Consider the following 19,480-nt stretch of genomic DNA (forward strand, 5'->3'; position numbering starts at 1 on the left):
CTTCATTAGATATTCTATTTTACATGGATGAGAAACTCCTGTTTTTTCTCATCATTCCTTACCAAATTACCTGGCAAATGTGAAGCAGGATATGTGTCGGAAGTAGTAAAAGCCAAGTAAAATATGTGTTGATATCTATCACTACATGGTAAAATATAGATGAGGATGAATATGATGAGGAGGAAGAAATGAATGAGTTTCTTTTCTAAAGTTTTAGCTAGTGTGGGTATAGGTGGCTGTAAAGTGGATACAAAACTTGCAAAAGCATCTTTTGTGCAAGGCGAACAAATCGACGGTGTCATTGCAATCACCGGTGGGAAAATAGATCAACAGATTGAACATTTATATATAGAAGTATGCTGTAAATATGATGTCGAAAATGATGATAATGGGGTAAGCACACAAACAGCAGTTCTGAGTCGCCAATTGATTACACAAAATATAACCGTTTTAGAAGGTGAAGAAAAAGAAGTGCCTTTTTCTTTTCAATTACCTTATGATACACCGATGACTTACGGAAAAACAAAGGTTTGGTTACAGACTTCAGGGGATATTAAGAACGCTATGGACCCTAACGACACAGATTTTATAAAGGTTGAGCCTAATCAATTATCTTCTTCCATTTTACATAGCATGGAGGATATTGGATTTAGGTTAAGAGAAGTAGTATGCGAGGAAGTACCTAGAAGATTAAGAGATAAATATCCGTTTGCTCAAGAGTGGGAATTTGTTCCTGCTAGTGGAGAGTTTCGAGGCCGGTTGGATGAAATAGAATTGATCTTCATGAAGCAAAGTGAAAGTAATGTGGAATTACTCATTGAAGTCGACCGTCGAGCAAGAGACTTTGGCTCCTTTCTTTCAGAATTTATGGAAACAGATGAGACGAAATTAAGGGTCTGTTTGTCTGTAAATGATATCCCTCAAATGGAAGCGAAACTTACAGAGCTTATTCGCAAATATGCTTAAAATGTAACAATATTTACTGGTTATATGCTGGAAGTAAGTAGAATAATAGCCTAATAGAAGCTTAACAAGACAATGATTTTAGCTATTATGTTTATTTATGAATGTGATTTTATGCGAACATATCAGAGGATAATCTTCATTGGATATGTTCGCATTTGTCGTTTCAAGCATATTAAGTCAATCTATAGATGTTCTAATAAATCAGAATTTTTGAATTAATCACTTGGTTTGGTATACTTGTATTATGTTTAATTAAGTAAAATAATTGCTTTACATACAGGAGAGGTTTGGAAAGGGGTAGAATAAATGAAAGCGGTTGTATTAAAAGACAAAATGAAAAAAGGAAATATGATTGCTCCATTATATTATGAAGAAGTAGAGACACCACAGCCCAAAAAAGGTGAAGTGCTCGTGAGATTACATTATGCTGCTGTTAATCGTCGTGATGTATTTATCCGATATGGTGCTTATCCTGGAATCGCGGTTCCTTCTGTTTTAGGTTCTGATGGGGCAGGTGTCATTGCAGCATTAGGTGAAGGGGTTTCAGGTATCGCTCTAGGTAGTGAAGTTGTCATCAATCCAGGGCTTGATTGGGGAGATAACATTGACTATCCTCAAGCTAAACATACAGTACTTGGTGTTCCCTCAAACGGGACTTATGCACAGTATGTGACAGTACCTGCTGAGAATGTGCTACAAAAACCTTCTCATTTAACATTAGAAGAAGCAGCTGCCATTCCATTAGGCGCACTTACAGCATACCGAGCCGTTGTCACAAAAGGTGAGGTCAAACCATCTGATACCGTTATTATTCCGGGTATTGGAGGAGGTGTTGCGACTTTTGCATTACAAATTGCTGTAGCAAAAGGAGCGACGGTCTTTGTTACTTCAAGCAGTGATGAGAAAATTGCTTATGCTAAGGAACTAGGGGCTACTGATGGAGTAAACTACCGCAATGAGGATTGGGTGAAGGAATTAAAAGCACTATCAGGTGGTGCCGATTTAAGTATTGATAGTATTGGTGGATCTACCTTTAATGATCTCATCTATTTGGCTAAACCTGGTAGTAAAATCGTCTCCTTTGGTGCGACATTAGGACCGGTAGAGCAAGTTGTGATGCCAAGAATCTTCTTTAAGCAATTACATATTCTAGGGACAACAATGGGTAGTGCTTCTGAATTTAAATCAGTGATTGATTTCTACGGGGCTCATAAGTTAAAGCCAGTAATTGATGGAGTATATGATCTACAAGATATTGAAAGTGTCCATGAGAAAATGGATAAAGGAAAGGTATTTGGGAAAATGGTTTTAAAAATACCGCATGACTAAGAAGGAAAAATGGTATTAAACATGATTTATCGTTGCCAGGCCAGCTATGAAATTATCATCCACTCATCAAAGATATCAAATCCCAACTGACATGCAAAAATGAAAAACATATAAAATAAATAGCAAAAGGTTGATCTTATCATTACTATAAGTTCAACCTTTTTATGCTGCTTATTGATAATTATTCAGGTTTCCATGAGCTAAATCTTTTTTCAATCAAGCCGATAATGCCGGTGAGAATGACACCAGAAACAGCGATTACAACGACACCTACAAACATTTCCGCAGTTTTTAAATTTTGGCCTGCATGTGTGAGATGATAACCAATACCAGCTGTAGATGCATACATTTCACCAACGACAATTGCGATTAATCCCTGTCCTAGCCCTAAGCGAATACCGTTTAGAAGAAAAGGAACTGTGGAGGGGAGAGCAATCGTTTTAAATATTTGGAATTCAGATGCGGTAAAACTACGAGCTGCTTTAATTAAGTTTTGATCTAGAGTGGACATGGCCTTTTGTGCACTCATGACAATAGGAAAAAATGCCATTAAAAATACGACGACGATTTTAGATGCCACACCAATCCCAAAAGCAATGATGATTATGGGTAATAATGCAACTTTTGGCGTAACGTATAGAGCGGATACAAATGGACTAATTATACTGTTGAAAATACGATTCCACCCTGCAAATATGCCAATCGGAATCCCTATCGCCATAGCCAGTATAAACCCAAGTGAAAATTCATAAGCACTAACACCTAGATGTTGCCAATACCTAGGATCTGCAAAAAGTGTCGTAGCCGCTTCAACAATTTTAATAGGTGAGCTTATAAATAGTGGGTTAATAAGCTTATAATAAGAAATCAATTCCCAAGAAATTAAAAATAGAATAACGGAAGTTACACTAATCCAGACGGTGCTTTTTTTTGTTTTTATTTTTAGCGATTTATTTTTCACTGGAATGGTGGATGTCATTTCGGTTTTACTCACTGAATGTCTCCTCCTTAGGCGAATCCTTGTTTTGCTGACTCATTTTCTATTAACTGCCAAATACGGTCAACATATTGTAGAAAATGTGGTTCTCTTTTTATCTTCAATTCTCTTGGTCTTACTAAATCAATCGAAATATCTTCTACTAAATGGCCAGGTCTTGCACCAAACACAAAAACGCGATCAGCTAAAAAAACAGCTTCGTCGATTTGATGGGTGATAAAAATACTTGTTTTTTTCGTTTCACTCCATATTCTCACAAGTTCCTGTTGCATAAATTCTCTTGTTTGTGCATCAAGAGCGGAGAATGGTTCATCTAAAAGTAGTAAGGAGGGTTCCACTGTTAAGGCTCTTGCAAGGTTTACTCGTTGTTGCATACCACCAGATAGTTCATGCGGATAATGACTTTCAAATCCTTTGAGGCCAACCATTTCGATATATGTTTTCGCTAGCTCTCTTGTAACAGGACTCAGTCTCTTTTGTAATTCTACCCCATATAAGACGTTGTCCATTACATTTCTCCATGGAAGGAGACTCGGAGATTGAAAGACCATAGAGCGATCTTTCCCAGGTCCGACTATTTTCTTATTATCTAAAAGAATGGACCCATTACTCGGTTCAATAAAACCGATCACAGTATTTAAGAAAGTTGTTTTTCCACAACCTGATGGACCGACAATACAAATAAATTCTCCTTCTTGAATGGCGAGGTTAATATTTTTTAAAGCAGTTACCTCTTGACCGGTTTTATGGTTCATATAAGTGACATCGAGGAATTGACTTTGCAGTTTAGGTATTGATTGTGTATCTTTCATCGTACCCTTCCTTTCCTATTATTTTGGGAAAGCCTCTTTTAAGTAACGATTTGTCCAAAGTTTTTCTTCAGCCGTATCATGAGTTTGGCTTACACCAGAAATTTCACTTAATTCAACTAAAGGGTCTTGTGCGTGATCCCATGCAGCTTGAGTCATTTCACCATACCCGACATAGGTTGGTTTTAATGAAGTGAGTGATTTTTCTAATATTTCTTGATCAACTCCTTCAAAATACCCTGTAATTAATCCAGCAGCTTCACCTGGATTGTCCCGAGTAAATTCAATCGCTTTTCCTAATGCCCTTACAACTTTTGTAGTAAGTTCAGGGTTGTCTTCGATATAGTCTCTTTTCGCAAAAACAATCTCCCAAGCTAGTTCAGCGTACATTTCTTCTTCACTTAGTTCGAGTGCAAGTGAACCACCATCTTCTGCTTCAACCAGTGCAGAGAATGGAGGTGACGCAATTCCACCATCAATAATACCTTCTTGCATTCCACCGACTTTTGATCCTGTTCCTTCCATTTTTACTGTTTCAAGGGTCGATTGATCTTGTCCATACTTTTCCATTAAATAACGTAAATAAACATCGCCGGAATCTCCCACTTGATTAGAGCCAATTTTTGCACCAGCTAATGCTTTTACTTTCTCCTCAACAGTGGATTCCTTTGTTATGCCTTTTTCTTTCATAAAGGCTTCAGACAGCGCTACTTCATATGTGAGAGCAGAATTTAATCCTTGGATGGCTACAAGGTCTTCTCCTGCCTCAATGGCAGATAACATGGCACGTGGTGCAGCTAGCGCAAATTGTGTATCTCCTGAAAGAATAGTCGCTGTTACTTGGGAACCACCACCACCTGAAGCAATATTTGCCTCGATCCCTTCGTCTTCAAAATATCCATTTTCAATTGCCACATAGAGAGGGGCGAAGGAAAGAATTCGTGCTGGCTCTGCAAAAGTAAGTGCGGTCTTCCCATCCTCTGTAGTAGAAGAAGCATTTCCACAAGCTGTCAGAAGGAGCAGTGTTGACAGTAATAAAGTGAATAAAGTGCTTTTCATGTTAATTCCTCCTTTGTTTTATATATAATACATAGTTTTAAATATACAAAAAATATTTGATTAATGTCAATATTATTTGAATATTTTATTTATTTTGATGAGTTCGATATATCTTTTGCCGATTCTAGAGTAGAAAGATAGTCGAAGGAGAATTTCGTCTTTTAATCTAATTAAAGAATCCTATGTATGAATTGATTATTCTCCAACATTTGGTGATTCAACCGTTTATTATCAGTTATAATGGTAAATAAGGGAGGTGGGTTGATGAAGCCTAAACCGATTTATGTGGAGATTGATATCTATCGTGCGCTAGATGACGTTTGGACATACACACAAGAACCTACTAAGCATGTGGAATGGGATATCAGGTTCTCAAGCATTCACTATGAAGAAATACTGGATGATGATGTACAAACTTTTACATATAAGCGAAATATCCCACCACTTTTAGAAATAATAGGATGGGGGAAAACAAAAGGTAGCGTAGATAGGGATGGAAAAAAGACTTCATCGCTTCATTTCGGTACCGATTATTCGTTTTCGCCAATAAGGGAAGGTAGAGGATACTGGAAATATGAACCTAAAGGAGAAAATAAGACATTATTTATTACCCAATATGACTATGATGTCCCATTAGGTAAGTTTGGTATGTTGCTAGATAACTATTTTTTCCGACCTTTATTAGGATGGTCAACGGCCCTTAGTTTCGATGTATTGCGAAGATGGTTAGAAAAAGGGGAAAGTCCTCAGACGCAATATCGAAATTTTATCATTCACTGGATAGTTACTTTTCTATTTGCTTTTATATGGATCTATCACGGTTTGGTTCCTAAATTGATTACACAACATCCCCTAGAGGTGCAAATGATTACTGATGTATTGCCAGTCTCATATGCGCATGCGAAAATATTGACGGTAATAGCTGGTGTAGGTGAGATTGCCTTTGGCTTGAGCTTTTTATTTATTCAGCGAAAAGGGAAGCTGTTTATAATAGCCCTCTTGCTTTTATTTGCTTTAGGCATAGCGGCAATTGTCGGAATTCCATCTTTAATGACTGCCCCCTTTAATCCTTTTACGTTTAACACTAGTTTAATTATACTTGCCCTGATTGGGTGGTTAAGTTCGGCTCATCTACCGTCTGCTAAAAATTGTAGGAGAGTGAAAAAGCGTAAATGACTATGTATGAGCAAGTATTAGGTGAACATTTTGAAAGATTACATAAGAGAATGCAGCAAAGATACCGTTTCAAAGAGGCAACTTTTATAGGAAAAGGGAAAATGGACATGATTGAAAATAAATGGTGGCTACGCCCTTTTTTATATTTAGCGACAAAAAGACGTTTAATGTTCCCTGAACATGGTAAAAATATTCCGTTTGAAGTGAAAAATACGTTGAATATAGAAAAAAACGAAGTGTATTGGGAGCGGAAGTTTTTCATTGGTGGGAAAGTACGTTTTTTTGATGCAAACATGAGGTGGAATGAACAGACGAGAGAAGTGGATGATTTTTTAGGATATCCGTCCCCTTTATACTCATCACTATGTTTTCAAGTACAACCTTGTGGTGGTCTAAAGATTGTGTCGGGTCGGCAAAAGTTGCTTATTGGTAAACACGAGGTAGAGATTCCCTCTTTCTTTCAAGTGAAAGCAGAGGTGTATGAACAATTTGATGAGAAAATTGGCCGGTTTCGAATTAAAGTAAAAGTAATGAATCGGTTTTTAGGTACATTGTTTACATATGAAGGGACTTTTATTGATGAATAGACAGAAGAAAACATTACTTCTCCTATACATCATTTTATTTATTATCACACTTATCGTATCAATCGATAGTGGCTATTTTTTACTTTTGACCGTAGCACAAATGATTTATGTCCCGACAATGATCTTGCTTATTGTTGAGAAAGGGGATTGGATAGACAGATTCGGATGGCTATTCATTACAATTGGTGTCCTTTCGATTTTTATACTAACGGTTTTCACTTCAGTTGAGACCAATTGGATTTTCTCTACAATTTACCTGTTTTATACGGTTTTCATATGTTTTTATGGGGTATGCCGCTTTCTAAACCGAGGTTTCACTCTCTTTGAAGAATTTTTGATTGATGTTGGCTTGATTTATTTAGCAATTGGAGGATTATGGACATTTGCTCATTATAATGGAATTGATACTGGTTTTTCACCAATGATTACTTGGTTAACGAGTATCCATTTTCATTATGCTTCTTTTTTATTACCGGTTTTTGCTGGTTTTTTAGGACGCGTACTAAAAGGGAAGCGAAGGGGTTTTTATTACTGTAGCACAGCCGTCCTTATTGCACCGCTTCTTCTTGCAATTGGCATTGCTGTTTCTTATTGGTTAGAAGTAGTATCCGTCGTTCTTTATATATATGGAATCTATGGACTGATTTATTATGCATTAAGTGCACGAATTCATAGATTGTTTTACAAATCCTTAGCTGTCATTTCATTTGCTTCCTTAGGTGTAACCATTTTATTTTCTGTTGCCTATATCATAAGTCGATTTGGTGGAAATGAAGGGATTACTATTCCTTTTATGCTTCAATTTCATGGTATAACGAATAGTGTCTTTTTTGCTTTATGTGGTTGCTTAGCTTGGTTTTTTATCCGACCCCAAAGTCGTTTCGTTAAGCATAATATCCCATTGAGTCATGTGAGAGGTGGCATGATGGTTGGTGAAGAAGTTTTAACTAAAGTGAAAGACAATAGACAAGTAGAGGGACTTGTTGAAGAACTACAAAGTTATTCATCCCGTTCGATTCCAAAACCATACCGAGATTTTTATGAACATACAAGCGAGTTTCGCTTGTATGCAACTGTACATTGGGCTAAATGGTTTAAACCATTTGCTTTCTGTTATTACCAAGTGAGCCGCTTCGTTAAACAAATCCATTTACCCCTCCATAGCAATAAAATAGAAATGAACGGTGAGTTGGTATCGGTCTCATCTAAAGTCGATGGGCGAACAAATCCCCGAGCGTGGGTGAGAAAAATAAACAATGACGTTTGCTTTATTGCTTTATATGCAGCACATGAACATTTAGGGAAAAAATATATGAATATAAGTCTACCCCTTCCTTTCTCTGCTATGACCGGTATTCTTTCACTGAAGATGGATAAAGAGAACTTAGTATTAACTAGTTTTCAAGAAAATGAGCAGTCGCATGAAGGGATATATTTTCAATGGAGAAATGACTTCTTCCGTTTGCCATTAAATGAAAAATTTACGATGTTTGTTTCAAAAGATGGCAAGTTAATGGCGAATCATCATATGTGGATATTCGGAATCTCTTTTCTATTTATCTCCTATGAGATTGAAAATAGGCAGGAAAAAAATACTTAGAGTAGAATTATATTAGCATGATTAAATGATAGGTTGCTAAGGAGTGCCTTAAATGGGAGAGATGTTAATAAAAGGATTTCGGATGTTAGATGGGAAGAAATTTTATATACGACATGCTGAAAGCTCGGATGCCAATGAGTTGCTACTGTTTACTAAGGATGTCATAGAGCAATCTCCCTATTTATTGATTGAGCCCAATGAATATCAAGTTTCCTTCAAACAGCAACAGCAAAAGGTTCAGCAAGTACTTGAAGATCCAAGTAAGTTATTGTTAATTGCTGTTTTTGGAGAGGAGATTATTGGCAGGTTAGATTTTAGTGTAGCCAGTCGCAAGAAAATTGCGCATACAGGAACTTTCGGGATGAGTGTGAGTCAATTTTTTCGTGGAAAAGGGGTAGGAAAAGCGTTACTTTCAAGTTTACTTTTATGGGGGAGACAACACCCAAAAGTAGAAAAAATAGAGTTAGAAGTGCTGGCTGAAAATAAAGCTGCTATCCACTTGTATGAGAGTGCTGGTTTTGCAGTTGAAGGTGTTAAAAGGCAGGCAGTGAAAAATCGTTTTAATGAGTATGATGATCTCATCTTAATGAGCTATTTTTTCGATAATAGCAGCATGTAAAGAAGAAAAAAGGTGATGAAAGGAATCATCACCTTTTTTCTTACTTTTGTTTGTTAAAAGCTTCCTTCACATCGCCGAACTTTTCTTTAACTGTTCCTTTCACTTGATCCATCTTACCTTCAGATTTTTTTGATGTATTATTTGTACTATCACCATATTCTTCTTTCATTTTTCCTTTTACTTTATCTTTAAAACCATCCATTTGCTCTTTATTCATTTGTACCACTCCTTTTGAAGTTTGTTACATTTATTCCCTTTATCAAAAAACTGAAACCTTTTTCTTCGATTATTCGTTTATGAAACTGATAAACTATTGAAAAGAGACAACTTTGTGTGGGGGAAAAGAAAAGGTGAAGATGGTGAAAGTTTTTAGGGCGTTTGTATTTGTGCTCATATTAATTATTATTCTATTATTATTTATCCAATATTTATTTGGTTCATTATTTAAGTATAAAGATGTACCTTTACCAGTTGAGGTTCATCCCGAAGTAAGAGCTAAGACAGAACAGCTAATCACATCATTAGAAGACAAAGGAATCAATATATTGATTACAGATGATTATCGCAGTTTACATGAACAAGATGAGCTGTATGCAAAAGGGCGAACTGAAGAAGGACAGATTGTCACACATGCCAAAGGTGGAGAATCTTATCATAATTATGGGTTAGCTGTTGATTTTGCACTAGTCACAAAAGGTGGAGAGGTTGTATGGGATATGACATATGATGGGAATGGAAATGGCCAAGCTGACTGGGATGAAGTAGTTGCAGAAGCGAAAAAGTTAGGATTTGAATGGGGTGGGGATTGGCAGCATTTTAAAGATTACCCGCATCTGCAATATGACTTTGGTTTATCGATTAATGAATTACAAAGGGGGAAAAGACCACCAGAAGAAGAATAATTATCGTTAAGGGAGGGATTGAGTGTGTTGGATATTGCTGCTGTAACTAAAGAGGAAGGTTTTGATCTGCATTTGCATACGACTGCCTCAGATGGTGAACTAACACCTCTTGAGTTAATGCAATATGCTGTTGAAAAAAGATTAAAGACTATCAGTATTACAGATCACGATACGATTAATGGTGTGGAAGAGGCATATAGCATCTCCCACAATCTCCCTATTCAACTTATTAGAGGGATTGAGCTATCATCATCATATAAAGACAGAAGAATTGATATATTAGGTTACGGTATTCACCCAACTAATCATCTTAAAAAAAAGCTTGCATTAATTTTTGAAAATCGGTTAGATCGTGCCAACAAGATGTTAAAACTGTTAAACTCTTATGGCGTGCATATTAATATGAGAGATATTAGAAAACAGATGGTAGGAGAGCTTATTTGTCGTCCCCATATTGCCATGGCTATAGTTGAAAAGGGCTATGCATCGTGTAAGATTGATGCTTTTCGGCGATACATCAGTGATGATAGCCCAACGCATGTTCCACTCGATACGATGTCTGCGGAAGAGGCGATTGCCACTATTCATGAGGCTGGTGGACATGCTGTGCTAGCTCATCCCCGGCTCATAAAAGATGACCAATTAGTGTTAGAATTACTGCATTTAGGTCTCGATGGTATTGAAGTTTGGCATCGCAGGCATACGAGTAAAGATGTGAAAAAATACAAAAGAATGGCAAAAAAATATGAGATTCTGCAAACAGGCGGATCAGATTTTCATACATACGCCCACTATTTGGGTGAATTTGGTTATAAACGATAATGGAATTATGGAGGTTTGTCATGCCTATTTGTCAACATTGCCATCACAAGTGGAGTTGGATGCAAACATTTAAAAGGCTATTTACTATTAGAAGGGCAATAAAGTGTATGTATTGCGGTGAAAATCAATATCAAAGTGTAAGGTCAAGAAAAGTTACTTTCTTTTTACCGCTCGTTTCCTCATTTATGATCGCTTTTATTTATCTTTTTAACCCTTCGCAAACCATTGTATATCTATTCAGTGGCTTCATATTTATCCTTATTTGTCTTGTCATGCCTTTTTTTATCCGATTCATTAAGGATGATGATGTAATGTAATTTTGCTTGCTATGATGATATGGTAAATACCATTGCATCATAGCTTTTTTTCATTATATATACTCCACTGCCTTCGCCCCTTTTAGGTATATGTTTCAATTTTATCTTTCAAAGACTTGCCTATAGCAAAGTCGAGATACAAGCATAAATTAATATTAGATAAAAAAAGTGCTATGGTCTAGTAATGGAAAGGAAAGGGAGTGAAGGGATGAAGATCATGACAATTTTGGGGACAAGGCCAGAAATTATTCGCTTAAGTTTAATCATAAAAAAACTCGATCAATTAATTGATGAACATCTTATTGTACACACTGGTCAGAATTTTACAAACGAATTAAGCGATATCTTTTTTAAAGAACTAGGCTTAAGACAACCTGATTATATATTAGCATCAAAACAGCAATCACTAGGGAAACAATTAGCCAAAATGTATAGCGAGCTAGAAGGTATATTACAAGATGAGGCACCAGATAAAATTCTCGTATTAGGAGACACCAATAGTGGACTCAGTGCTATTTTAGCTGAGCGCATGGGAATTCCAGTATACCATATGGAGGCAGGAAATCGTTGTTATGATTTAGAAGTGCCTGAAGAGAAAAACCGCCGTGTAATTGATGCGATTTCAACAGTTAACCTTCCTTATACACCAGGAAGTAAAGAAAACCTATTAAGAGAAGGGATTGCCCCACAAAGAATTTATACTTCAGGCAATCCGATTAATGAAGTCATCCAACACTATTCGGTCCAAATTAATCAAAGTAATATCTTAACCTCATTATCACTACAAAAAGGAAATTATTTGTTACTTACTGCACATAGAGCTGAAAATGTCGACCATCAAGAAAGGCTGCTTGAGATATTAAATGGCGTTAATCAAGTAGCTGACCATTTTAATAAACGTGTCATTTGCAGTATTCATCCCCGCACAAAATCCAAAATCGATCACCTTACCGATTTCGTTTTACATCCATTAGTCGAATTCCATCAGCCATTTGGTTTTTTTGATTTTGTACAGCTTGAGAAAAATGCTTTCTGTGTATTAACGGATAGTGGAACAGTCCAAGAGGAGTGCTGTTTATTCTATATTCCAACTGTAACGATCCGCCATACAACAGAAAGACCTGAAACATTAGCCTGTGGAAGTAATATGATTTCTGGTATTGATGCAGAAAGAATACTTTCCTGTGCAAAAATAATGACGAGTCAGCCGACAAGTTGGAAATTGCCTGAAGGCTACGAAGCAGAGGATGTTTCAGATAAAGTAATCAAACTACTATTAGGGGGACTGACAGTTGTTTAAAGATAAAATCATCTTAGTAACCGGCGGAACAGGGTCATGGGGCTATGAACTCGTCGAGCAATTACTTTTCTTACAACCGAAAGAGATAAGAATACTATCTAGAAATGAGTCTAATCAATTTTCAATGAAAGAAGCATTTGATCATCATCCTTCATTACATTTTTTAATTGGAGATATAAAAGAAAAAGATGCAATGATTGAAGCAACACAAGGAGTACATTATGTTTTCCATCTTGCGGCACTTAAGCATGTTCCTGTATGTGAAGACCAACCGATTGAGGCATTAAAATCCAATGTAATTGGAACACAAAATGTCATAGATGCAGCGATTATTAATAAAGTAGAAAGAGTTGTATATATATCCACAGATAAAGCTTCTAACCCGTCGAACTTCTACGGTTTATCTAAAGCGATGGGGGAGAAATTGATTATCCATGCCAATACATTAAACTCGGCTACAAAGTTTGTTTGTATAAGAGGCGGAAACGTACTTGGTACAAATGGAAGTGTCATTCATGTGTTTAAGAGACAAATACAAGAAAAGGGAAAGGTAGGTATCACCGATCCAAGAATGACAAGATTTTTCTTAACAGTAGAGGAAGCAATTAAATTGGTATTTAAAGCAACTTTTGAAAGTATCGGTGGTGAAACATTTGTAATGAAAATGCCTGCATGCAAAATTACTGATCTCGCTGACTTATTAATTGAGGCATCAGGAAAACCGAATATTGGAACAGAAATTCTTGGAGTAAGACCAGGAGAAAAAATCCATGAACTTTTACTATCAGATTATGAAAGTACAATGACCGTCACTTATGATGATGAATACTATGTTATCCTACCCTCTATTCATATCGATGGTTTGAAGGCTTATTATAAAGATTATCAACCGATTAATCTAGAAGAATATAATTCTGGTCAATCGTTAATGGATAAAGAGGAGCTGAGGAAGATGTTGAAGAAGGGCGGGTTTATTTAAAATGAAATTATTAATTTTGGGAGGGAAGGGCATGGCAGGTCACATGCTTGCCTCCTATTTTCATGCGTATTCAACCTTTGACGTCTACACAACTTCAAGAGGACATTCAGAAAGTGATCATCAACTATATTTAGATGTGACCCGTACAACAGATGTCGAAGCGGTTATAGATAAAGTACAACCAGATATCGTTATAAATTGTGTTGGTATCTTAAACGAGCATGCGAGCGCTAATACAAAGCTTGCCTTTCAAGTGAATAGTCTGCTGCCACAAGCGTTGGCAGGTATTATGGAAAAAAGGGGCGGTCGTCTCATCCATATTAGTACTGACTGTGTGTTTTTAGGCGATAAGGGTGGATATACTGAAGAAGACATAACAGATGGTACATCTATTTATGCGCAATCGAAACAATTAGGTGAAGTATCTTCACCTCCCCATTTAACTGTAAGAACATCAATTATAGGTCCGGAGTTAAAGCAGGACGGTATTGGCCTATTCTTATGGTTTATGGAACAAACAGGTACCATAAAAGGTTTCAGTAATGTGTATTGGAATGGCGTAACAACTTTAGAATTAGCGAAAGCGATTCATCAAATGATCCAGGAGGATATACAAGGACTGTATCATTTAGGTATGCCTCAAGCTGTTTCAAAATATGAGCTCTTATCTTTAATAAAAGAAGTATTTCACAAAGATGATATATCGATTATCTCTGATGATGTAGAAAAGTTAGATCGTACAGTGCAAACGGTAAGGAAAGATTTTTCCTATCTATTCCCAACATATAAAGAAATGCTTATTGAGCTTAAAGCAGAGATGGAAAGAATGAAGGAAAGAGAATAATTGTCATCAACTATAAGGAAAAACTGCACCTCTGATGGTTAGACGCATGACCTAACAATTGGAGGTGCAGTTCTTTCTTAAATTATTCGCATTTAGATTTTTAGCGAATCAAACCGGATTGATCGTTTTTTTAATTCAATTATTCATCTGTTTTTTCTGTATCGCCTGATGATAGAGGGGGAGTACTAGTTTAATGGCGTTAGCTAACGACCAGTGACTAGTAGCAAACTCAAATGCTTTCGTACCTATACTTCTTCTGACCATATCCTCATGTAGTAAGAAAGCCATTTTTTCGGCTAGTTTCTTTGAGTCTCCTATCGGTGTAAGAAATCCTGTTACGCCATCTTCAATCATTTCAGGTATGCCTCCTACATCACTAGCGATAATAGCTAATCCTGATAGTTGTGCTTCGATAATTGATAAAGGCTGGTTTTCTGAGAGTGTTGGTAAAATGAATAGATCAGCTTGTTGTAATAGAGAGGGGACATCATTTCTTTCTCCTAAAAAGAGAATTTGATTTCTTAAATGATAATCATTCGTTAGTTTTTGTAGATGCTGTTTTTCTTCGCCATCACCAATGATCCAACAAACCCAGTCATTATTTTGTTCTTTCAAATATGACAACGCGGTGATCAAATACTGTACACCTTTTGCTTTAATGAGTCTACCTGTATATATGAATAGTTTCTGTCTTTTTTTTCTTTTTCTAATATGGTTTGCAGGTTTTGCAGCTCGTAATAAGAAATCATCAATATCAAACCCATAGTGAAGGACAGTTAGTTGATGACTCTCGATGTGAATATCATTACATAAAATATTTTTCATCCATTCATTAGCTACAATAGTGGTATAACCTGCCATTCCACCGATGTATTCTAAATTCTTAAAATACGATAAATTCTCCAGTTTTGATGAAGGGTCTTGGAAAAACTGTTCTTTTATTTCTTTTGTCAGGGATCCATGTATAGTTGTAATGAGAGCAGGGTGTTTGAGTTTTAAGTGATCAATTGCCCGGGCTGCAATAACGTCTTGTGCATGTATGATATGATATGCTTCCAAATCCAATTGAGCAGCTGCCTTCTCATATTCCTTGCTTTGATAAGCGGTATATTTAACAATTAATTCATCAGGCGGAAGTTCTGTATGAGGAAACGTTGTAATCGGAATACTAATATCTTTATTAATAATAATGACATGACGGTTTTGTGTATTAAACCCCATTAGATCTACCTCATGACCTTGTGCCTCAAGCCCTTTTCTTAACTGAATCATATAATTCCACACTCCCCCTAAGTGAGGAATCGCCCAATACGTAGCTAATAGAATCTTCATAAAAAAGCTCCTTTACATTAAGTTAGCTTTTGTTTTTCATAAATTGATAGGTTTGTAGTAAGCCCTCGTCGATAGAATGGTTTGGTATCCAATTGAGTTTCTGTTTGATTTTTTCTCGGGAAAGGCAGCTATCTTTTATATCTCCTTGGCGACTTGTAACATATTGTTTCTTTATCGGCTTGGAATGAATATGCGAGAGTTTTTCAATGATTTGATTAACTGAAGTCTTTAAACCTGTGCTCACATGAAAGGTATCATTTGAGACTTGTTTACTAGCAGACACATTTGCCAGAACGATATCGTCAACAAATATAAAATCTCGCGTTTGTTCACCATTACCATGGATATTAAGTGATTCTCCGGATAAAATCTTTTGAAGGAAAACAGCAATAACACCACCTTCTCCTTTTGGTGTTTGTCTAGGACCATACACATTGCCATAGCGTAATATCGTATAGGGTAATTGATATAAATGGTGGTAGAGGCGGATATAATTTTCTGCTGCATATTTTGACATACCGTAGTAGGAGATTGGTTGAGTGGAATCTGTTTCGTGAATAATATCCTCTGATGATTCTCCGTAAACAGCTGAGGTAGAGGAGAATATAAATTGTTTTACTTTTGCTTGTACACTAGCTTCTAGTAGATTGATTGTACCAACGATATTAATATCTGCATCTGCAGTTGGATATTTGATAGATTTTGTTACATCTGCTTGAGCAGCAAGATGGAAAACAAGATCAGGTTTTATGTTAGAAAAATGTTGCTTTATTTTGTCACTTCTTATATCACAATCAAGAACGATTGACTCAGGGTGGATATTTTTATTTGTGCTAGATGAGAAGTTATCAATCACATATACTTTAGCTCCTTCTTTTACAAAATAGTCTACTAAATGTGAACCAATAAATCCTGCTCCTCCACTAATAACAATATTCATGCTTCTTCCTCCCTATGTTTGCTTTGTCTTCAAGGCTTTTTCGTAAACGGCAATAACACAATCAATGGCTGGGGCTAAACGCCAGTAATCATGTGCGAAATGTTTGGCACGCATACCGAGATTATTCAAGAATGCTGGCTCTTGTAAGAGATAAGCAATCGTTTCATAAAGGGGGTAGGCGTTTTTTGGAGGTACTAGCATGCCTGTCATTCCATGTTGAATCATCTCGGGGACACCACCGACTTGACTAGCGATAATGGCTTTCCCAGAAATTTGTGCTTCAATAACTGATAAAGGCTGGTTCTCAATTAACGTTGGTAAAATAAGCATATCTGACTGTTGCAGTAAGGCAGGGACATCGTCTCGTTGCCCTAGAAAGACAATATCTTTCTCTAATCGTGCTTCTTTAACAAGTTTTTTCAATTCGTTCTCTTCAGGACCGTTCCCTACCAGCCAACATACCCAATCACGTCTTTTTTTCTTAAGCATTGAAAGTGCTTCAATAAGAAACCTCACTCCCTTGAATGGTGTGAACCTCCCTGTGAAAATAATCACTTTTTTATTCCGTGGTTTTTTTATATTGGTTGTTTCCTTAGCGCTAGCAGTAAAAGCTTCAATATCATAGCCATAGTGTAAAATGTTTAATTGCTGACTCGATACACCGAATTGGGAGATCAACTTTTCATACATCCATTGGTTTGCCACAATCGTACAATCGCTTGCTTCGGCTCCTTGTTTTTCAAGTTGACAGAAATATTGAACACCTTCGATGGAGCGATTTTCTATTTGCCCATGATAATGGGCATCAATAATTTCTTGAGCTACACATCCATGCATTGTAGTAACTGATGCAGTGTGAGGGTGTTTTAATCGATTGACTGCGATAGAAGAGAAAATATCTTGGGCATGTATGACATTATATTCGCTAAGGTCAATTTGTTTGAAACAATTTATATATATGTCTAATAAGGAAGAATAAGAGCCAATAATTGGATCATTACTCTCAGCCATAGGTGGTTGTCCAGCGGGTGTAGGGATAAAAATATTACGATTAATGACCGCAAGTGCTTTATGACCTTGAGTAAAGCCAATGATATCTACTGTATGACCAAGTAGTTCATATCTATTCTTTAGTTGGTTCATATATTTCCATACGCCACCAACATGCGGAATTTGCCAAAAGGTTGCAAATAAAATCCTCATATGTTCCTCTCCTTTTTGATTGTCCACATACTATGTATATGCAGTGCGCTATAATCGGTTATAGACGGGTATACCTGCTAAATATCATAAATAGAATAGCTCTGTTCAAATTAAAACGCGGACAAAACATGTTAAAAACATATATTGTCCGTGTTTTGCGTCATTCAAGAATTAATCAGAATAGGCAGCTGCATAAAATGTTTCTGGTCCTGTTCGTGTTGGAAATAACACTACCCCGCCTCCTACATTGATTGTTGCGCGATAAATTGGAAAAGTCGTTGAATCAATTGGGTTGTAATCAGCACCATTGAAAGATAATACAGTAGTTGAAGCTACTCCGAGACCTGCAACTGCTAATGATTGTGTGGCTGAATAAATGAGGCTTGGGGTACCGTTCACCACACGATATACGTTGACGACAATCGGTGTTAACACTGTAGCTAATGAAGTGAAGGCGGCACTGATAGAAAATGTTACACGTGGATTAGCACCAGCACCTGCTAAATTCAAGCCTAATGTACCGAATAATGCTGGTGTAGCTGTTACAGGTATACTAATCTGACCATTAGCTGTTGAGTTTTGTGAACTTTGTGAATCTAAAAATGTTCCCATAATGTTCACCTCCTTTGCTTGTCAGTTAGTAATACATTATGTGAATGAAGTGTAAGGTGCTTGGACAAGTTTCACCATTTTTTTAACGAATTGAGCCCGAAACAAATAGACAAACTCTTCATATGCTATTTAGTAAGTTGTTCGAATTGGAGAGTGAGAGGGGCAATATGGGTAAAGGGAAAACAATCCTTATTACTGGTGCTGGTGGGTTTACGGGTCGGCATGCATGTGATTTCTTTCATAAACAAGGTTATCAAGTATATGCATTAATGAGGAATCAACCAATATTATCATTACCATATAATATAATTATTTGTGATTTATTATCGCTTGAACAAATTGAAGAAGCAGTAAATGTCAGTAAGCCTGATTATATTTTACATTTAGCTGGGAGATGTAGTGTTACTGATTCATGGGAACATCCAGTAGATGTATTAAGTGTTAATACGATGGCAACAGCCAAATTAATAGACGAAGCTAGAAAGCATGTGAAACACTGTCGCATTCTTATACCGGGTTCTGCCTTAGAGTTTGAACCCAATCAAATAGAGACGCTGAAAAACCCTTATAGTCTTAGTAAAACAATACAAGTCATACTGGCAAAGTCCTGGATTCAGCTCTTTGAAAGCCAAGTCATCTTAGCCAAACCTACGAATTTAATTGGGCCAGGAAATTCGACGGGGATTTGTGCCATTTTAGGTCAACGAATCGCAGAAATAGAAGCAATGCATTCTCATGATAAGGAAGAAGCTATTGAGATTGCTGTCAATGCTACAAGAGATTTTCTCGATGTAAGAGATGCTATAAAGGCTTACGAATTGTTGTTAAGAAAAGGAAAAGTTGGTGAAGTGTACGAGATTTGTTCTGAAACATCTTACACACTTCTTGAAGTGATGGCTATTTACAAATCTCTTACAAATGAAAATATTCATTTTGAAGAAGTGGAAGAGTTACGACCATCTTATGTCGCATCAATGAGTGCACAAAGATTAAGAGAATTAGGTTGGGTGAGAGACTACACGTTAAAAGAATCTTTAAATGATGTGTTAACTCACTTTAGGAATAAGATAAAGAAGGATGTGTAAAT

General features: G+C 36.6%; 20 protein-coding genes. 12 read left to right on the plus strand and 8 right to left on the minus strand.

Annotated features, from left to right (window positions below; all coding sequences use genetic code 11):
- Positions 1 to 192 precede the first annotated feature (192 nt).
- Both MKX67_RS11045 and MKX67_RS11050 read left to right on the plus strand, forming a co-directional pair.
- On the plus strand, positions 193 to 966 hold the full coding sequence (locus MKX67_RS11045) for a sporulation protein (RefSeq protein ID WP_342489227.1): 774 nt from the start codon (positions 193 to 195) through the stop codon (positions 964 to 966).
- Between the two features lie 306 nt (positions 967 to 1,272).
- Positions 1,273 to 2,295 (plus strand): zinc-binding dehydrogenase, encoded by a 1,023-nt coding sequence (locus MKX67_RS11050; protein WP_322909276.1) that lies wholly within the window; start codon positions 1,273 to 1,275, stop codon positions 2,293 to 2,295.
- A 181-nt stretch (positions 2,296 to 2,476) separates the two neighbouring features.
- Here MKX67_RS11050 and MKX67_RS11055 read toward each other — a convergent pair whose 3' ends face one another.
- The 3 genes from MKX67_RS11055 to MKX67_RS11065 are packed head-to-tail and all read right to left on the minus strand — an operon-like array spanning position 2,477 to position 5,160.
- Positions 2,477 to 3,289, minus strand: coding sequence for an ABC transporter permease (locus tag MKX67_RS11055; RefSeq protein WP_095373410.1), 813 nt, complete (start codon positions 3,287 to 3,289; stop codon positions 2,477 to 2,479).
- Positions 3,290 to 3,303: 14 nt separating this feature from the next.
- Positions 3,304 to 4,104 (minus strand): ABC transporter ATP-binding protein, encoded by an 801-nt coding sequence (locus MKX67_RS11060; protein ID WP_307314180.1) that lies wholly within the window; start codon positions 4,102 to 4,104, stop codon positions 3,304 to 3,306.
- A gap of 18 nt (positions 4,105 to 4,122) precedes the next feature.
- Positions 4,123 to 5,160 carry an ABC transporter substrate-binding protein gene (locus tag MKX67_RS11065; protein WP_095373408.1) on the minus strand — a complete coding sequence of 346 codons (1,038 nt, stop codon included), beginning with the start codon at positions 5,158 to 5,160 and terminating at the stop codon, positions 4,123 to 4,125.
- 264 nt (positions 5,161 to 5,424) lie between these two features.
- Between MKX67_RS11065 and MKX67_RS11070 the strand changes: the two genes are divergently transcribed.
- The 4 genes from MKX67_RS11070 to MKX67_RS11085 are packed head-to-tail and all read left to right on the plus strand — an operon-like array spanning position 5,425 to position 9,142.
- Positions 5,425 to 6,336, plus strand: a complete 912-nt coding sequence (locus tag MKX67_RS11070) for a DoxX-like family protein (RefSeq protein ID WP_342489228.1) — start codon at positions 5,425 to 5,427, stop codon at positions 6,334 to 6,336.
- A complete protein-coding gene (locus tag MKX67_RS11075; RefSeq protein WP_322909278.1) occupies positions 6,333 to 6,923 on the plus strand; it encodes a DUF4166 domain-containing protein in 591 nt (196 codons plus the stop codon). Before MKX67_RS11070 ends, MKX67_RS11075 begins: the two co-directional genes overlap by 4 nt.
- Complete coding sequence (locus MKX67_RS11080) at positions 6,916 to 8,523, plus strand: YndJ family protein (RefSeq protein WP_322909279.1); 1,608 nt, start codon at positions 6,916 to 6,918, stop codon at positions 8,521 to 8,523. Before MKX67_RS11075 ends, MKX67_RS11080 begins: the two co-directional genes overlap by 8 nt.
- Positions 8,524 to 8,575: 52 nt before the next feature.
- Positions 8,576 to 9,142: a GNAT family N-acetyltransferase gene (locus MKX67_RS11085; protein WP_322909280.1), complete on the plus strand. Its 567-nt coding sequence runs from the start codon at positions 8,576 to 8,578 to the stop codon at positions 9,140 to 9,142.
- A gap of 40 nt (positions 9,143 to 9,182) precedes the next feature.
- On the opposite strand, the gene MKX67_RS11090 is transcribed toward MKX67_RS11085, so the two are convergent.
- The gene (locus MKX67_RS11090; protein WP_095373403.1) at positions 9,183 to 9,359 is read right to left on the minus strand and encodes a CsbD family protein; all 177 of its coding nucleotides are present in this window, start codon (positions 9,357 to 9,359) and stop codon (positions 9,183 to 9,185) included.
- 139 nt (positions 9,360 to 9,498) lie between these two features.
- Between MKX67_RS11090 and MKX67_RS11095 the strand changes: the two genes are divergently transcribed.
- The 5 genes from MKX67_RS11095 (at position 9,499) to MKX67_RS11115 (ending at position 14,306) form a co-directional block, all read left to right on the plus strand.
- Positions 9,499 to 10,044, plus strand: coding sequence for a M15 family metallopeptidase (locus MKX67_RS11095; protein ID WP_322909674.1), 546 nt, complete (start codon positions 9,499 to 9,501; stop codon positions 10,042 to 10,044).
- A gap of 24 nt (positions 10,045 to 10,068) precedes the next feature.
- Complete coding sequence (locus tag MKX67_RS11100) at positions 10,069 to 10,866, plus strand: PHP domain-containing protein (RefSeq protein WP_157733994.1); 798 nt, start codon at positions 10,069 to 10,071, stop codon at positions 10,864 to 10,866.
- Between the two features lie 525 nt (positions 10,867 to 11,391).
- Positions 11,392 to 12,483, plus strand: coding sequence for a UDP-N-acetylglucosamine 2-epimerase (non-hydrolyzing) (gene wecB, locus MKX67_RS11105; protein WP_307314169.1), 1,092 nt, complete (start codon positions 11,392 to 11,394; stop codon positions 12,481 to 12,483).
- On the plus strand, positions 12,476 to 13,462 hold the full coding sequence (locus MKX67_RS11110; protein ID WP_095373400.1) for a polysaccharide biosynthesis protein: 987 nt from the start codon (positions 12,476 to 12,478) through the stop codon (positions 13,460 to 13,462). Before wecB ends, MKX67_RS11110 begins: the two co-directional genes overlap by 8 nt.
- A gap of 31 nt (positions 13,463 to 13,493) precedes the next feature.
- Positions 13,494 to 14,306, plus strand: coding sequence for an SDR family oxidoreductase (locus MKX67_RS11115; RefSeq protein ID WP_324837539.1), 813 nt, complete (start codon positions 13,494 to 13,496; stop codon positions 14,304 to 14,306).
- A gap of 135 nt (positions 14,307 to 14,441) precedes the next feature.
- Here MKX67_RS11115 and MKX67_RS11120 read toward each other — a convergent pair whose 3' ends face one another.
- The 4 genes from MKX67_RS11120 to MKX67_RS11135 all read right to left on the minus strand — a co-directional run bounded on the left by MKX67_RS11120 (position 14,442) and on the right by MKX67_RS11135 (position 18,393).
- A complete protein-coding gene (locus tag MKX67_RS11120) occupies positions 14,442 to 15,638 on the minus strand; it encodes a glycosyltransferase family 4 protein (RefSeq protein WP_341055414.1) in 1,197 nt (398 codons plus the stop codon).
- A 22-nt stretch (positions 15,639 to 15,660) separates the two neighbouring features.
- On the minus strand, positions 15,661 to 16,578 hold the full coding sequence (locus MKX67_RS11125; protein ID WP_095373397.1) for an NAD-dependent epimerase/dehydratase family protein: 918 nt from the start codon (positions 16,576 to 16,578) through the stop codon (positions 15,661 to 15,663).
- Positions 16,579 to 16,590: 12 nt separating this feature from the next.
- Positions 16,591 to 17,781: a glycosyltransferase family 4 protein gene (locus MKX67_RS11130; RefSeq protein WP_095373396.1), complete on the minus strand. Its 1,191-nt coding sequence runs from the start codon at positions 17,779 to 17,781 to the stop codon at positions 16,591 to 16,593.
- 171 nt (positions 17,782 to 17,952) lie between these two features.
- Positions 17,953 to 18,393, minus strand: coding sequence for a hypothetical protein (locus MKX67_RS11135; RefSeq protein ID WP_095373395.1), 441 nt, complete (start codon positions 18,391 to 18,393; stop codon positions 17,953 to 17,955).
- Positions 18,394 to 18,560: 167 nt separating this feature from the next.
- On the opposite strand from MKX67_RS11135, the gene MKX67_RS11140 reads away from it, so the two are divergent.
- On the plus strand, positions 18,561 to 19,478 hold the full coding sequence (locus tag MKX67_RS11140; protein WP_157733992.1) for an NAD-dependent epimerase/dehydratase family protein: 918 nt from the start codon (positions 18,561 to 18,563) through the stop codon (positions 19,476 to 19,478).
- The last annotated feature ends 2 nt before the right edge of the window (positions 19,479 to 19,480 follow it).

Origin of the sequence: Cytobacillus sp. FSL W7-1323 (assembly GCF_038595015.1) — a bacterium.
GTDB classification, from domain to species: Bacteria; Bacillota; Bacilli; order Bacillales; family Cytobacillaceae; genus Cytobacillus; species Cytobacillus kochii.